We start from the raw sequence: 14,991 nt of genomic DNA, 5'->3' as shown, positions 1-14,991 counted from the left end.
CAACGCCGGCAGTGACCAAAGCCAGGGAAATCAGGATCGTCTTCAACATTGTCATTCTCCTTTGAGATGTAGTTTGACGGTCTGCCTTGGGAGGAGCGGCAGTGTCGGGTTTGTCCTAGCGGTCGAAATTCGTCTGGTAGGGGTTCGGGAAGCCTTCGGCCGCAACAGGCGCAACACCCGCAGTGACCAGGGCCAGGGAAATCAGAATCGTCTTCAGCATTGTCATTCTCCTTCGCGTGAGTTGGTTCCGAGCCGTTGGTGTCTCGGTACGTCCAGTCATATTGGGTTTGGGACCGTTCGTTCAATTAACAACAACTCACATACGCGTGTTTATAGACCAATTGGTCTATAACTAATCCGTGATCGCCCCGTGAGCGCAAGATGCAGCCCTACGTGCAGCTAGATCGCGTCGAGTGTCTTGTCGATGATGGCTTGCAGGGCTTTAGCGGAATATCCGGCGCGGGCCAGAACGCGGAGCCCCATATACGCATTCAGGACGGATGCCGCCGTGGCCGTCCGCCGCGTTTCCGACCAGCGCGAACCGCGCCGGCTCTGCTTGAGCGCCGTAGCGATTGCCTCCTGCAACCGATGAAGCATGGCGCTGACTTTGGTCTCGACGTCGGTGTCGAGACTCGCACGATCGATAGCCGCGTTACACATGAAGCAACCACGGCGCGCCTTGTCGGACTTCACGCCCTCGAGCATGGTCCGGATCTTGGCCAGCCCGTCACCCGCGGCCGGATCGCTCAAGAACGTGATCCCGGTCTCCACTTCCGTCTTGTCGTAGTGGTCGAGCGTCGCGAGATAGATGCTGTGCTTGTCGTCGAAGGCCTTGTACAGGCTGCCGCGGGCAATCTTCATCGCTCTCAGCAGATCCTGCAGCGATGCGCCTTCGTAGCCCTTCTGCCAGAACACCCCCATGGCGCGATCGAGCGCCTTGTCGATGTCGAATTCTCTTGGCCGTCCCATCGCTTCCCCCGGAGCGATTATCTTTTTTTATAGACTGATTGGTCCATATATCCTCGCGCGTTTCAACCTTTTGTTGATCGATCGGTGCTGAACTCGAACTCTGGGACCAGAAGGCTTTCAGGGCCGCAGCGGCTGGGACTCCCTCCAAGGTAAGAGGAACAGGCCAATGAAACGGTTACTCATCGCAGCGTTGTTCGTGACGCCGATTCTGTCCGCTTCGCTGTTCCCAACCGGCCCCGTTACTGCCGAACCCCTGACCGCGGCATCGCTCGAGCGCCTGTTGCGCGTGCCCGAAGTCGACTACAGGCTCGAATGGGTCTTCCTGGGGGCCTTCTCGCTGCGGGCGGACGATCCCGACGATGGCGCCAAGGGCCTTCACGACGTCTATGCGCCGAGGGAGGCCGTCGAGGCCTACCGGAAGACCGGGACCTTCCCCGACGGTACGGTCCTGGTGAAGGACTCCTTCCTGACAAAGACCGAAGAAATGACCACAGGCACAGTGAGCTACGCGGACCACCTCAAAGGACGCTTCGTGCTGGTCAGGGACTCGACCAACCGGAACGCCAAGAACTCGCCGCTATGGGGCGATGGCTGGGGCTGGGCCTTCTTCGAGGGCGAGGAGACCGAAAAGACCGTGACGACGGACTACCGCAAGGACTGCCTCGGCTGCCACGAGCCGGTCCGGAGCCAGGACTTCCTCCACACCCAAGCCTACCCGATCCTCCGCCGTTAACCCGCGCAAGGCGGCGCATGCCCGATTTCGTGTCATCTTATCGAAGGACTTGATTGCCAGTATCGCCGCCTTCGATCACCATGCGTTTTTTCAGAATGCGCGCCGGCACCATGCAGCCACGGGACATTCCCCCAAGAAGCGGTAGACCCCAATGAAAGCACCAAACGGCCCTTGCCGTCCCACCTGGGCCCCGGCCCGCAAGGACATCGTCGGCAGGAGCCTCGGCTCGTCCCGGCTCTGGTACACCCTCGCGCAAGGCATCGTGACGGAGCTCTACTACCCGCGCATCGACATTCCCCAGATCAAGGACCTCGGCTTCATCGTCGCCGACGGCAGCGGCTTCTGGGTCGAGCTTCGCCGCAACGGCGATTACACGGTCGAGCTCGCGGCGCCGGGCGTGCCCTCGGCGACCGTGACCCACCGCCACCCGCGCTTCACCTTCACGATGGAGGTGTCCCCCTCGCAGCAGCGCGATGTGCTGCTGATCCGCTATAAGCTCGAAGGCGACCCGACCCTGAAGCCTTACGTGCTCTTGGCGGCGCGGCTCGGCGACAACGCAGAGAACAACGTGGCATATGCGGGCCACCATGACGGCCACGACGTGCTTTGGGCGGAGCAGGACCGGTTCGCGCTTGCGCTGACGGCTGTCCGCGACGACGGCTCCGATGCCTTTGGCAAGCGCTCCGTCGGCTGCCTCGGCGTGAGCGACGGCTGGCAGGATTTCAATCACAACGGCCAGATGGGCTGGCTCTACGACGAGGCCGGACCCGGCGCCGTGTCGCTGATGGGCGAACTGACGCGCACTGGCAGGCTCTCGCTTGGCTTCGGTGCATCGAAAGAAGCCGCCGCCACGCTCTCCGCGTCGGCCATCATGGACAATTTCGACGAAGAGGTCCGGGAGAACACGCTCGCCTGGCAGGACTGGCTGCGCCAACGGCGGCCGGCGACCTTCGGCGGCAAGATCGACGAGCGGCTCGCGCTCTGTGCGACAGTCATCAAGGTCCACCAGGACCAGACCTTCCGCGGCGCGGCCATCGCCTCGCTCTCAATTCCGTGGGGCGACACGAGCACCAGCCGGGGCGGCTACCACCTCGTCTGGCCCCGCGACCTCGTGGAGACCGCCGGCGCGCTTGTCGCCATGGGCTCGTTCCGCGACGCGCGCGAGGTCCTGCGCTATTTGATGGCGACGCAGCATACGGACGGGCACTGGTTCCAGAACCAATGGCTCGGCGGCCACCCCTTCTGGCAAGGCATTCAGCTCGACGAGGCCGCCTTCCCCATCCTGCTGGCGGCGGCGCTCGAAAGTCACGGCGCCCTCGACGATATCCCAGTGCGCACCATGATCGCCCGTGCTGCGGGCTTCATCTGCCGCGCCGGCCCCACCACGGACCAGGACCGCTGGGAGGAGGACTCCGGCCTCAACATGTTCACCATCGCGGTGGCCATCTCCGCGCTTGTGGAGGCCTCCCGCTATCTCGATGGCGCTGCGAAGGCGCATGTGCTCCGGGTCGCGGACTTTTGGAACGCCAAGCTCGAGGACTGGGCCTTCGTGCGCGGGACCCCGCTGGCCGACCAGCTCGGCATCAAGGGCTACTTCATTCGGACCGTCCCGCTGGATGTCCTCGGCACGCCGGGCGCGGCCAACGCGCCGGTGGTCATCAAGAACCTGTCGCGGGATCCGAACCTGCCGGCCAGCGGCCAGGTGTCGACCGACTGCCTGCAGCTCGTGCGCTATGGGCTGCGCGAAGCGGACAATCCTTTCATCCTCGATACGATCAAGGCGATGGACCATCTCCTGAAGACCGATACGCCCGAGGGGCCGGTCTGGCATCGCTACAACAATGACGGCTATGGCGAACACACGGACGGCACAGGCTTCGACGGCACCGGGCATGGTCGCGGCTGGCCGCTTCTGACCGGTGAGCGCGGTCATTATGCGGTCTGCGCCGGCGAGGACGTCATGCCGTACGTGCAGGCGATGATGGCCATGTCGAACGACGTCGGCCTCATGCCCGAGCAGGTCTGGGACACGGACCCGATTCCCGAATACGACCTCTATCCGGGGAAGCCGAGCGGCTCGGCCATGCCGCTCGTTTGGACCCACGCGGAGTTCGCCAAGCTGTGCCACAGCCTGGCCGCGGGGCGTCCAGTCGACCGGCCGCAGGCCGCCTGGGCGCGGTATCAGGGCGTCCGCCCCCGCATCGACTATGAGATCTGGGGGCCGCGCTACAAGCCGACCCGGATCGGCTCGGGTCGGTCACTCTACATCGCCGTGACCGCGCCGGCCCTGGTCCATTACGGCACCAACGGGTGGCACAATATCCACGACGTCGAGACGGAAGACACCCTGCTCGGCGTCCATGTGGCGAAGCTGCCGACCGAGGCGCTGAACCCCGGCGACACGGTCGAATTCACCCTCTACTGGCCCGAAAGCGGCAACTGGGAGGGACAGGACTTCCAGATCACGGTCGAAGGGGAACCCGCCCTGGTCCCGGCTTAAGGCGCCGACCTTGGGGCTGAGTCATTGGCGGCGTGCGGCGGAGCAAATCCGGCCCCGATGCGCGGACACCGGTGCACGTTTACAATTCGGTGATGATTCGCCATTGATCTTCCAAACTGAATCCTTGTCTGGCCCGCACCGGCGGGCCAAAGGGCGCTATGACCTACCTGAAGAAAGTCTGGCTGATCGCTGCCTTGGTGCTGCTTCCCTTCACGGCGGCCTATGGGATCGACAGGCTCGTGCTGGCGCCGTCTTGCCCCGACTGTCACGCCGCGATGACCGAGGCCCTCCCCCTCTTCGACGGGGACGAGAACGGTCTCGTGCGCATCCGCGCCAACAACATGACGTTCCGGGCCCGTGTCGCCGGCAGCGGCAATCGCGACGGCGAAGGCGTGATCCTGCTGCACGGCTTTCCCGAAACCTCGATCATGTGGGAGCCGCTGCTCGAGGCGCTCCAGAAGGCCGGTTACCGCGCCATCGCCTTCGACCAGCGCGGCTACAGTCCCGGCGCACGTCCGCGGCTGGAGAACGACTACACCAAGGGCAAGCTCGCCAACGACGTCCTGGCCGTCGCGGACGCGGCGGGCTTCGAGAAGTTCCACGTTATCGGCCACGACTTCGGCGGAGCCATCGCCTGGACGCTGGCCGATCGCTATCCCGAACGCGTGCTGAGCCTCACCTCGCTGGCCATGCCGCATCCGCTGGCGCTCTCCGAGGCGCTGTCGAATCCGAGCCCGCAATGGCCGGCCAGCAGCTACGTCCTGTTCTATCGCCTGCCGGTGCTTCCCGAACTCGCCATGAGCTTCGACCAAGCCGCGCTGCTCACGCGTTGGAAGTGGTCGCGGCATCCCAAAGACCAAGTGGCCGAATATCGCCGCGTATTCGGCGAGCCCGGCGCGATCCACGCGGCGCTGGATTGGTACCGCGCCTTCGAGTTCCGCTCGTTGGATCCTGCCGGCAAGGTGCGCCCCCCGACCTTGTTCCTGTGGGGCGAGGAAGACGGCGCCTTCAGCCGCGCTTCTGCGGTGGCGACGGCAAATTACATGGACGGTCCGTATCGCCTGCGCACGCTCAACGCGGGCCACAATCTGATGCTCGACGCCCCAAATATCGTCGTCCCGGAAGTGCTTGAGCATCTGGCCAGTGCAGCCAAGGCCCGCAAACAGTGGACGGCGGCCCTGGCATCGAGTTCCGACAGTACGGACGAGACCGAGGCGTCTTGCGAGCAAGTGCCCCCGCATTGCCTGCGGATCCAGCTTTCGCCGGAAGGCAAGACCTTCCGCATCCGCAACCAGTGCAACGACACTTACAAAGGCGTCGTGCGGGTCACGTGTTCTGCGTGGGCGCCCAATACCGGCATCGAGTACCGCTTCAACCTCGGCGCCAAGTCCGAATTGGCTCAGGAGGGCGTCGGCGCCCGCACGGGCCAATCGAACGGCACCTGCTATTTCCAGCCTCGGCTCTGCGCGAAGGTCACGGCGCCGGTGAAGCCAAAGGCCGCATCGTTCTGGCCCTTCCTATAGGGCGCTGACGAGAAGCGGGATGCTGGCGACCACAATCAGCACCGCGAGAACGATCGCTAGCGCAAACTCCATCGCGAAACCCGTCGTGTGGATCTGCTCGTCCTTCAGCAGCGACCGCGTGCGTACGAAGCGGATCGTTGCCGCCACGATGAAAGCCACGCCCACGAGGATGAACCAAACGCCCGTGCTGAGACCGAAGGCCCCGGACATCTTGTCGAGTTGTGCGTGATGCTCGGGGTTGATGCCCACCGCATCCGCCATGGTCATGACGAAAAGGTCGAACCGGTCGATCAAGAACCCGAACGCAATGATCGCGACGCCGGTCCGCATCCAAGCGAGAAAGGTCCGCTCGTTGGCGGCGTGGTCCGTATAGGATTTGATCATGACGTCCCCTCTTGGCCTGGCATCAGATCCCTGCGGTCATCCTCATGTCGCCTGGATCGTGCTGCGCCGGCTGGGCGCACACCGGGGCTTCGAGAGCTCTGCCTGCAAGGACGCAAGCCTGTCCAACGACACGCCCTTCATCGGGATCGCATCGAGCCCGTCGGCCACGACCTGCTCCGCATCGCTCAACAGCTCCAAGCCCGCAGGTGTGAGCTTCGCGAGGCTGCAGCGCGCGTCCCGCTCGTGCTTCTCCGTGGCGACAACGCCGATCTTCTCCAAAGGCCGCAACGCGCGCGTCACCGCCGACGCCGTGAGCCCCACGGCCTCTGCCAGGTCGACGCGCATGACACCGCGCCCCTCCGCGCCGGCAAGCGCCTTGAGAATTCTGTATTCGCTGAACGAAATCCCCCGTGCCATCGACAACGCATTATCCAGCCGCCGTTCGATACGGGCGGCGACATCCAACAGGACCAGCACGGCATCCTCTCTTTCGCTCTCATTCATATACGAAATATACCGTATTATTCCTTGAGTAGTCAAGTATTGTGTTAGCATCTGAGCATGTGGCTCGTCGTTGGCGCCGGCGGCACACCCTACCCGTTCCCCTGGACGGGTACGACGTCGACCTCGACGCGAAGCTGATGCGCGCCGGACCCCACGAACACCCCATGCACGGGCGAGACGTCGGAGAAGTCCCTTCCGACCGCCAAATCCACGTGATCGGTCGAAGCGTGGATCGCATTCGTGGGATCGAACCCGATCCAGCCGCCCACCTCCCCGGTCCAGACGGACACCCAGGCATGGGTCGCGTCGGCGCCCTGCAGCCGCTCCTCACCGGGCGGCGGAATGGTCCGCAGATATCCGCTCACATAGGCTGCCGGCAGCCCCAGACCGCGCAGGCCTGAAATCATGATCTGCGCGAAGTCCTGGCACACGCCGCTTCGCTGCGCGAAAGCTTGCGCGACCGTCGTCGAAATCTCGGTCGTGGTCGGCTCGTACTCGAAATCGTTCCGGATGCGCGTCATCAAGTCCGTGCACGCATCAAATATGCCCCGCCCCTCGGGAAAGCTTTCCTGCGCGTACGCCGCCACGTCACGTTCAAGCGAGATCAGCGGGCTCGGAAACAGGAAATTGGCGAGGCCGCTGCCGGACAGATCACGCCGGGAGAGCGCCTCTTGCGCTATCCGCTCCCAGGCAAGGTTCTCTTCGATAAGAGCCGGCCGGTCGAGGCACTCCACGCGCGCCGACGATTTGATGATGAGCTCGGTATGCTTTGTATCGATGGTGACCACATCGACGGCGTTGCCGAAGAAGTCGTCATGCACGCCGATTTGGTCGGGCGGCGGATCGACCCGAACCGTATGTCCCAGCTTTCGTTGAAGCGGGCTGTTTCGCGGCGTCAAACGAAGCGCGAGCGTCGCCGACATGACGGGCTCGTCGTAGGCATAGGCCGTGAGATGATCGATGTCGTAGATCACGACAGGCTGCTCGTCTCTGCCGAGACCGAAACTCGCTGGCGCCGCGGGAAATAGCGGACGGCGATCGCTTCGGCGAGTTGCAGGATTCTTTGTTCGAACGCGAGGATGGCCTGCTTGTCGATCTCGTTGGCCTTGGCCATCTCCAATTCGGTGGCCAAGATCGAGGCAATGCCTTGCGGTTCTTCGGGAACGCCGTCGTTCCGCAGCGTCGGCAGAAGCGCCAAATGCTCGCTGATCGCCGAGAGCTGGAAGCTGACGGAGCGCGTATTGTAGGGATCGAGCATCACCATGTCGCGCACCGGCGCCAGCGCCACGCCCGTCATATAGCGCGACCGGTAGGTGATCTGCGAATCCACGAGATCGAGCATGACTTCCAGATCCTCGGCCGTGGCTTCATCGTCGATGAAGGTGCGCGCGATGCGGCAAGTGAGAATGGCCCGCTCGATCCGCCGGCCGATGTCGAGGAAGCGCCAGCCCGCATCGCGGTTCATGTTCTCCTGGGTCAGGCCGGAAAGTGCGGCAAGCCCATCGAGCGCCTTGTCCGCGGCGTCGAGCACATCCGCTTCGCTCGGCAGCGCATCGAGACTGGGGAAATGCGTGTCGATCTGACGGGACAGTCGCGTGGCGTCGATTGAGATCCGCTCGCGGATGACGGAACTCGCATTCCGGGCAAGGCGGATGCCGGAAAGTCCGGACCCGTACGCACTGTCGTCGGCGAGCGCGTGCCGCACAACCTCAAGAGGCGAACTGTCCTCCTGCTCCGGGGCTATCGCGCCCCAGGCCACGAGCAGGTGGGTGAGCTTCTCGATCGTCTCCGGCACGTTGCCCGACAGAACGTCCATATCGATGCTGCGAACGCACAGGCACCGGACGACACGGAGCGTCGCTTCCGCACGCTCGAGATAGCGGCCGTACCAATACAGATTGTCCGCCGCGCGGCTCGGGATATTGCTGAAAACCCGCTGGATGTGGACGTCGTCGCCCACCGACAGCAAGGACTCCGGCGCCACCGGCTTGGATGACAGCACCCACACATCGGCAGACTGCACGCCGACGCCCATGCTGATGGCCCGCGCGTCCGTATCGGCGGAGATGCGGCAGAACCCGCCCGGCATGATCTCCCATCCGGTTTCGGTCGCCGCGGCAAAGACACGAAGCACGAAGGGACGTGGGACCAGCTTGTCGCCCTCCCATACGGGCGTAGTCGACAACTGGACGACTTCCTGACCGACATAGTCCATGCCTCGCCGCTCGACGGCTTCGCGCAGCTCGGCACGATCTGCGTCGTCGAGCATGCCCGGCACCGTCGACAGCTCGCCCTGCAGCAGCGACATCTGGCCGAACAAGGCGCCGGAGATGGCCATGTCGTCGAAATTATCGAGCACGTGACGTTTGCTGCGAGGATCGCCGCACCACCACGTGGCGATGTTCGGAAGCGTTAGCTCCTGACCGATGAGTTTGGAGGCAAGCGACGGCATGATGCTCATCATGGCGCGCGACTCCGCGATACCGCAGCCCGGCATATTGGCCACGAGCGTGCCGCCGTGGCGCAGCGCCGACATCAAGCCCGGAACGCCGAGCCGCGATTGCCCGTTCAGCTCGATCGGATCCACATAGTTCGAGTCGACGAAGCGCCAGATGGCGTCGGCGCGCTTGGGCCCCGCGATCGTGCGCACATGGGTCATCGCGTCGTGGACCACGAGGTCGTCGCCTTCGACGAGCAGGAAGCCTAGATAGCGCGCGAGATAGGCCTGCTCGAAATAGGTCTGGCTGTAGGGGCCCGGCGTCAGCAGGCAGATGCGCGGCTCAGCCCCCTCGACGGCGTCGACGAGCGACGAACGAAAGTCGCTGAAGAACGGCGCCAAACGGCACACATTCATACGGCGATACCCTGTCGGCAGCGCGCGCGACATGACGAGACGGTTCTCCAACGCGTAACCGAGGCCCGAAGGTGCCTGGGCACGGTCGCTCAGCACCCACCAGCGCCCGTCGGGTCCACGGCCGAGATCGGCGGCATAGAAGCGGAGCCAGCGCCCACCTGGTGGCGACACGCCCGCCAGCGGCCGCACGAACTCGCTCGAGCCGGCAATCAGCGCCGCGGGAACGACACCGTCGCGAACCAGCTCGGCCGGGCCGTAGACGTCCTCGAGCATGGTTTCGATCAGGCCCGCACGCTGGGTGATCCCGGCCGCAATCGCGGTCCACTCCTCTTCCTCGATGAGAAGCGGCAGCCGGCTCATGGGCCAGTTGCGTTCGCGCGCCTCACCATAGACGCGATACGAAACGCCGATGTCTTGGAGGTGCCGGTCCACGGCGGCAAGCGACCGCTCGTCCGCCGACAACTGTCGGATGAAGTTGAGCCAGGCCGCACGCGGCTGTCCGTCCGGGCCGATCAGCTCGTCCGGCACGCCGGGAAGCGGCGCGTAGTCGTCATACCAGGCTTGCTGGGGCGACTCGCCCTCCGCCGTCTTAGGTAAGGTCTGGTCCATCGGTCATTACGAACGCCGCGCACTCCGGCGCAGATCAAGCGTCAACGGAAACTCGCCCGCCGGCTCTTCCGCGGGCAAGTCCACAACGCCGGCAGTATGACCGTGATCCTGGAAGCGCGCCAGCCGCCGCGCTTCGGCTTCGTACGAATTCACAGGGAACGTATCGTGGCTGCGTCCACCCGGATGGGCGACGTGATAGACGCAACCGCCAAGGGACCGGCCATTCCACGAATCGACGATGTCGAAGGTCAGCGGCGCATGCACCGGAATGGTCGGGTGCAGCCCGGAAATGGGTTGCCACGCCTTGAAGCGGACCCCACCCACAGCCTCGCCCGTTTCTCCTGTCCCGGCCATGGGCACGCGCCGTCCGTTGCACGTAACCACGTGCCGTTCGGGCACAAAGTGGCTGGCCTGGACCTGAAGGCGCTCCACCGAGGAATCGACAAAGCGGCTTGTCCCGAAGGGCGTGCTCTCCTCGGCCAGAACGTGCCAAGGCTCGAGCGCTTGGCGGAGCTCGATACCGACCCCCGAATACTCGACACGGCCGTAAAACGGAAAGCGGAACTCCCACTGCGCCTTGAACCATTCCGGATCGAAATGGTAGCCCGCCTGCTCAAGGTCGCCCAGGACACCGAGAAAGTCCTGCCACACATAGTGCGGCAGCATGAAACGGTCATGAAGCGCCGTGCCCCACCGGACGAACTTGCCCCGCTGCGGCTCCTTCCAGAACATCGATATCAATGCGCGGATGAGGAGTTGCTGGGCGAGGCTCATGCGCGCATCGGGTGGCATCTCGAACGAGCGGAACTCCACGAGGCCGAGACGGCCCGTCGAGCTATCGGGCGAGTAGAGCTTGTCGATGCAGATTTCCGCACGATGGGTGTTGCCGGTGACATCTGCCAGGACGTTGCGGAACAGACGGTCGGTCAGCCATGGCTGGATATGCGCCTCGCCGTCGGGCATCAGCTCCAGCGCGATTTCGAGTTCGTAGAGCCCATCGTGACGCGCCTCGTCCATGCGCGGCGCCTGGCTGGTGGGGCCGATGAAGAGCCCCGAGAAAAGATAGGACAACGAAGGATGGCGCTGCCAATACAGCACTAGACTCCGCAGCAAATCGGGACGGCGCAAGAACGGCGAATCCTCCGTCGTCGCACCGCCGATCACCACATGGTTGCCGCCGCCGGTTCCCACATGACGGCCGTCGATCATGTACTTGTCCGTGCCGAGCCGGCTCTGGCGCGCATCTTCATAGAGGTTCGTCGTGATATCGACCGCCTCCCGCCAGCTTGAGGCCGGATGCACGTTCACCTCGATCACACCCGGGTCAGGCGTAACCTTGATGACGTTCAGGCGCGGATCGGACGGCGGCGGATAGCCTTCGATCTGGACCTTGGAGCCCGTGGCCTTGGCGCTCTCCTCGATCGCCACAAGCAGCTCCAGATAGTCCTCGAGACGTTCCACCGGCGGCATGAACACCCGGATGATGCCGTCGCGCGGTTCGATCGACAGAGCGGTGCGAACCACGCATTTCACCTGGAATTCCTTCGACTGCTCTTCCCGCGTGGGCTGTTCCGACTCGCTGGGCCCACTGGCCGGGAGGACCTCTGCCATCTGCGCCCGCGTCGGCAGCGGCCCGCGTGGAATGCTCGGGTCCTGAGGATAGATGTACGGATACTCGGGCTCCGGCACGTGCGGCAGCGAGCTCAGCGGCAGGCGGTAGCCAAGCGGGCTGTCCCCGGGCGTCAGAAACAGCTTGCCGCGGCGCAGCTTCCAGCGCTCGCTCCTCCACCGCGTGTCCTCGGCCTTACTCTGCCAGCGCTGAATGGGAAGCACGAACCCCGACGGCGCCGAGAGGCCGCGCTCGAAGGTCCGTACCATGCGGGAGCGGGTCTCGGGATCGTCGATCTTCGGATCGGAAGGGTCGACATTTTGCGGCAGCTCCGCTTCCTTGAGCGACCAGTAGACGGGATCCTCGTAGGCGGGCAGCGCATGATCCGCGCCCACGCCGATACGCTCGGCGAAATCCTCCGCCAAAGCCGCAGCCTGGTCGATCGTCGCGTGCGGCTCCTCTTCCTCGCCAGCAAGCAGGGAGACATCGCCCCAAATCGGTTCGCCGTCCTTCCGCCAATAGAGCGCGAAGGCCCAGCGGGGCAGACTCTCGCCCGGATACCACTTGCCCTGACCGAAATGCAGGAAGCCGGTCGGCGCAAAGCGCTGGCGCAGCTTGCGGACCAGCGTGTCCGCCAGCCCCCGCTTGGTCGGGCCGACGGCGGAGATGTTCCACTCCTCACTTTCGAAATCATCGACGGAGACGAAGGTCGGCTCGCCACCCATGGTCAGCCTGACATCGTTGGACACGAGATCCTGGTCGACCGCTTCGCCGAGTGCGTCGAGCTTCTCCCAGGACTCGTCGGAAAAGGGCTTCGTCACGCGCGGCGCTTCGTGGATGCGGTCCACCCGCATCTCGAAGGCAAAACCGGTGCTCGCCGCGTCGACCGTTCCGGTGATGGGCGCCGCCGACTGATAGTGAGGCGCCGCGGCAAGCGGGATATGCCCTTCCCCGCACAGCAGTCCCGACGTCGCGTCGAAACCGACCCAGCCCGCTCCCGGGATATAGATCTCGGCCCAGGCGTGGAGATCGCAGAAATCCTTGTCGGTGCCCATCGGCCCCTCGATCGGGTCCACGTCCGCTTTCAGCTGGATTAGATAGCCCGACACGAAGCGCGCCGCGAGCCCCAGATGGCGAGCGATGTTCACGAGCAGCCAGGCCGAATCCCGGCAGGACCCCGAGCCCAGGGCCAGCGTCTCTTCCGGCGTCTGCACGCCCGCTTCCATGCGGATGACGTAGCGGATGCGCCGCTGCAGTTCGTGGTTGAGGTCGACGAGGAAAAAGACGGTGCGCTCGGCCTCTTTCGGCAGATCCCGGAGGAAGGCCGCGACCCGGGGTCCCGGCTCCGCGTCGGACAGATAGGCCGCGAGGTCCATCCGCAACTCTTGCGGATAGGCAAACGGATACGCCTCCGCATAGGACTCCACGAAGAAGTCGAACGGATTGACGGTCGAGAGGTTCGCCGTGAGGTTGACCTCGACGCTGAACTCCGTGGTCTTTTCCGGAAAAACCAACCGGGCCAGCCAGTTACCGTGCGGATCCTGCTGCCAGTTGATGAAGTGCTGGCGCGGCGTCACGGACAGCGAATAGCTGCGAATCTGCGTCCGGCTGTGCGCCGCGGGCCTCAGGCGGATCACCTGGGGCCCAAGGCCTACCGGCCGGTCGTACTGATAGGAGGTAAGGTGATGGAGGGACGTGAGTATCGCCATTCAGCCCAGTTCCGTGGCGCCGCAACCGCGGGAGTTCGCTTCTTTTTTGGTTCGCCGGCGATCACCATAGCAAACTCGGGCGCCGCGCCATGCCTGTATTTGTCGCAGGGGCCGCATGGAAATTAGCCACGTGGACGGAGGGTGCAAGAGGCCAAGCGAAGCGCCCATACGATGCCGCCGGCAGCGGGGGCACTCCCCAGCAGCGACCGACCAAACAGGTGGCGCGGATTGCAGATCCAGGCCTACAGATCCATGAGCACGTCAAAGCCGCCGAAGATCATCCGTTTCCCGTCGAACGGCGGTTCGGCAAGACTGCCGGCCGTCATGCCGTCCCGCATTTCGTTCATCACCTTGGGCATTCCCTCATCGTGAGCGGGCTTGGACTCCCACTCGGCGAACCCAAAAACGACCGTTTCATCCGGCTCGCATTTCACGGCCAACGGAAAGGACGTCAGCTTCCCCGGAGGAATATCCGCGCCCCAGCATTCCACGCAGCGCACTGCGCCGTGCTTCTTGAAGATCCTCGTGGCTTCCTCGACATGGGTGGCATAGGCGTCCTTCTCCGTGGACGGAACGGCGGCAACATACGCAACAATATACGGCATCGGAGTTCTCCCTATTGTCCTGCCGCCGCTGCTTCGAGCCCGGCGACATCGATCTTGGTCATCTGCATCATGGCCGCTTGGGCACGTCCTGCCGCCTCGACATCCGGATGACCGAGCAGGCGTGGGAGCGCTTCGGGCACGATCTGCCAGGAAACGCCGAACCGGTCGACCAGCCAGCCGCATCTGCTTTCCGCGCCACCTCCTTCGATCAGTTTCGACCACAAACGGTCGGTTTCCCGCTGATCTTTCGTCAGAACACTGATTGATGCCGCGGGCGACAGCTTGTGATATGGGCCGGCGGTGAGGATCATCATCGGCGCGCCGGCGAGCGTGAACTCGACGACCATCGGATCGTCCGGCTGCCCGTGCGGATAGATGCCGTCGATCCCGCTGTCCGGCAGGAGCGACACGTAGAATTCAGCCGCCTCCTGCCCGCCGCTCTCGAACCAGAGACACGTGCGAACTTTAGATTTGAACGTCATCGGCGAAGACGTGGTACCGGCGCCGTTTGCGAGAGACCGCGCCAACTCTTCGAGTTGTGCCGCCGCCGCAGACCAGCCTTGCCGGAAGCCCATCTCGAGATGAGCCTCTTTGTCGGCGGCTTTGCCGTGCCGCGCGCCCCAGACCATTTTCGTCCGCTGGCCAGGCGCATCCGACAATTCCACATAGCCCGTCATGAAGGACGACTCGCGGGGCACGAATCCTTCGGAATAGGCATCGGTAAACGTAAGGCGCTTTCCGCTAACGACCTCCAACCAGATCCCCGTGTTGTCCATTCGCGTGCCGTCCGGTCCCACCATGACGGTGTTCATTCTGCCGCCGGGACGAAGGTCGAAGTCGGCCTCGGTAACCTGCCATGGCTTCGGGCAGAACCATTGCTTGAGCAGATCAGGCTCCGTCCAGCAGCACCAAACAGCGCTCCGCGGCGCATCGAGATCGCACTGAATTTCGAGCGTGAGCCCGTCTTCCCGGAATTTCGTGTCCGTCATTGA

11 protein-coding genes are annotated in these 14,991 nt (G+C 64.1%); 3 read left to right on the top strand and 8 right to left on the bottom strand.

Going from position 1 to position 14,991, the window contains the following annotated elements; translation table 11 throughout:
* Positions 1 to 399 precede the first annotated feature (399 nt).
* Complete coding sequence (locus DCY11_RS10445) at positions 400 to 969, bottom strand: TetR/AcrR family transcriptional regulator (protein WP_108682835.1); 570 nt, start codon at positions 967 to 969, stop codon at positions 400 to 402.
* A gap of 166 nt (positions 970 to 1,135) precedes the next feature.
* On the opposite strand from DCY11_RS10445, the gene DCY11_RS10440 reads away from it, so the two are divergent.
* From DCY11_RS10440 to DCY11_RS10430, 3 genes are all read left to right on the top strand, one after another.
* Entirely contained in the window at positions 1,136 to 1,702 is a 567-nt protein-coding gene (locus DCY11_RS10440) for a cytochrome P460 family protein (protein ID WP_108682834.1), read from the top strand.
* A 151-nt stretch (positions 1,703 to 1,853) separates the two neighbouring features.
* Positions 1,854 to 4,202 (top strand): glycoside hydrolase family 15 protein, encoded by a 2,349-nt coding sequence (locus tag DCY11_RS10435; protein WP_108682833.1) that lies wholly within the window; start codon positions 1,854 to 1,856, stop codon positions 4,200 to 4,202.
* 158 nt (positions 4,203 to 4,360) lie between these two features.
* Entirely contained in the window at positions 4,361 to 5,725 is a 1,365-nt protein-coding gene (locus tag DCY11_RS10430) for an alpha/beta fold hydrolase (protein ID WP_108682832.1), read from the top strand.
* Here the strand turns inward: DCY11_RS10430 and DCY11_RS10425 are convergent.
* The 7 genes from DCY11_RS10425 to DCY11_RS16185 form a co-directional block, all read right to left on the bottom strand.
* Positions 5,720 to 6,109 (bottom strand): YidH family protein, encoded by a 390-nt coding sequence (locus DCY11_RS10425; protein WP_108682831.1) that lies wholly within the window; start codon positions 6,107 to 6,109, stop codon positions 5,720 to 5,722. The two genes, DCY11_RS10430 and DCY11_RS10425, sit on opposite strands and share 6 nt — an antisense overlap.
* Positions 6,110 to 6,151: 42 nt before the next feature.
* On the bottom strand, positions 6,152 to 6,613 hold the full coding sequence (locus tag DCY11_RS10420) for a MarR family winged helix-turn-helix transcriptional regulator (protein ID WP_159079946.1): 462 nt from the start codon (positions 6,611 to 6,613) through the stop codon (positions 6,152 to 6,154).
* Between the two features lie 89 nt (positions 6,614 to 6,702).
* On the bottom strand, positions 6,703 to 7,587 hold the full coding sequence (locus DCY11_RS10415) for a transglutaminase family protein (protein ID WP_108682829.1): 885 nt from the start codon (positions 7,585 to 7,587) through the stop codon (positions 6,703 to 6,705).
* Positions 7,584 to 10,076 carry a circularly permuted type 2 ATP-grasp protein gene (locus DCY11_RS10410; protein ID WP_108682828.1) on the bottom strand — a complete coding sequence of 831 codons (2,493 nt, stop codon included), beginning with the start codon at positions 10,074 to 10,076 and terminating at the stop codon, positions 7,584 to 7,586. The genes DCY11_RS10415 and DCY11_RS10410 overlap by 4 nt, the downstream gene beginning before the upstream one ends.
* 6 nt (positions 10,077 to 10,082) lie before the next feature.
* Positions 10,083 to 13,394 (bottom strand): DUF2126 domain-containing protein, encoded by a 3,312-nt coding sequence (locus DCY11_RS10405; RefSeq protein ID WP_108682827.1) that lies wholly within the window; start codon positions 13,392 to 13,394, stop codon positions 10,083 to 10,085.
* 242 nt (positions 13,395 to 13,636) lie between these two features.
* Positions 13,637 to 13,999 carry a DUF1428 domain-containing protein gene (locus DCY11_RS10400; RefSeq protein WP_108682826.1) on the bottom strand — a complete coding sequence of 121 codons (363 nt, stop codon included), beginning with the start codon at positions 13,997 to 13,999 and terminating at the stop codon, positions 13,637 to 13,639.
* Between the two features lie 11 nt (positions 14,000 to 14,010).
* Complete coding sequence (locus DCY11_RS16185; RefSeq protein ID WP_371515004.1) at positions 14,011 to 14,988, bottom strand: VOC family protein; 978 nt, start codon at positions 14,986 to 14,988, stop codon at positions 14,011 to 14,013.
* Positions 14,989 to 14,991: the final 3 nt, after the last annotated feature.

The organism is Methyloceanibacter sp. wino2 (genome assembly GCF_003071365.1).
GTDB lineage: Bacteria > Pseudomonadota > Alphaproteobacteria > Rhizobiales > Methyloligellaceae > Methyloceanibacter.
This window is presented reverse-complemented; position numbering and strand designations above follow the sequence as displayed.

Excerpts from the sequence above, each read along its gene's own strand:
- DCY11_RS10445 (WP_108682835.1), bottom strand. The coding sequence starts at position 969 with ATGGGACGGCCAAGAGAATTCGACATCGACAAGGCGCTCGATCGCGCC.
- DCY11_RS10440 (WP_108682834.1), top strand. The coding sequence starts at position 1,136 with ATGAAACGGTTACTCATCGCAGCGTTGTTCGTGACGCCGATTCTGTCC.
- DCY11_RS10435 (WP_108682833.1), top strand. The coding sequence starts at position 1,854 with ATGAAAGCACCAAACGGCCCTTGCCGTCCCACCTGGGCCCCGGCCCGC.
- DCY11_RS10430 (WP_108682832.1), top strand. The coding sequence starts at position 4,361 with ATGACCTACCTGAAGAAAGTCTGGCTGATCGCTGCCTTGGTGCTGCTT.
- DCY11_RS10425 (WP_108682831.1), bottom strand. The coding sequence starts at position 6,109 with ATGATCAAATCCTATACGGACCACGCCGCCAACGAGCGGACCTTTCTC.
- DCY11_RS10420 (WP_159079946.1), bottom strand. The coding sequence starts at position 6,613 with ATGAATGAGAGCGAAAGAGAGGATGCCGTGCTGGTCCTGTTGGATGTC.
- DCY11_RS10410 (WP_108682828.1), bottom strand. The coding sequence starts at position 10,076 with ATGGACCAGACCTTACCTAAGACGGCGGAGGGCGAGTCGCCCCAGCAA.
- DCY11_RS10405 (WP_108682827.1), bottom strand. The coding sequence starts at position 13,394 with ATGGCGATACTCACGTCCCTCCATCACCTTACCTCCTATCAGTACGAC.
- DCY11_RS10400 (WP_108682826.1), bottom strand. The coding sequence starts at position 13,999 with ATGCCGTATATTGTTGCGTATGTTGCCGCCGTTCCGTCCACGGAGAAG.
- DCY11_RS16185 (WP_371515004.1), bottom strand. The coding sequence starts at position 14,988 with ATGACGGACACGAAATTCCGGGAAGACGGGCTCACGCTCGAAATTCAG.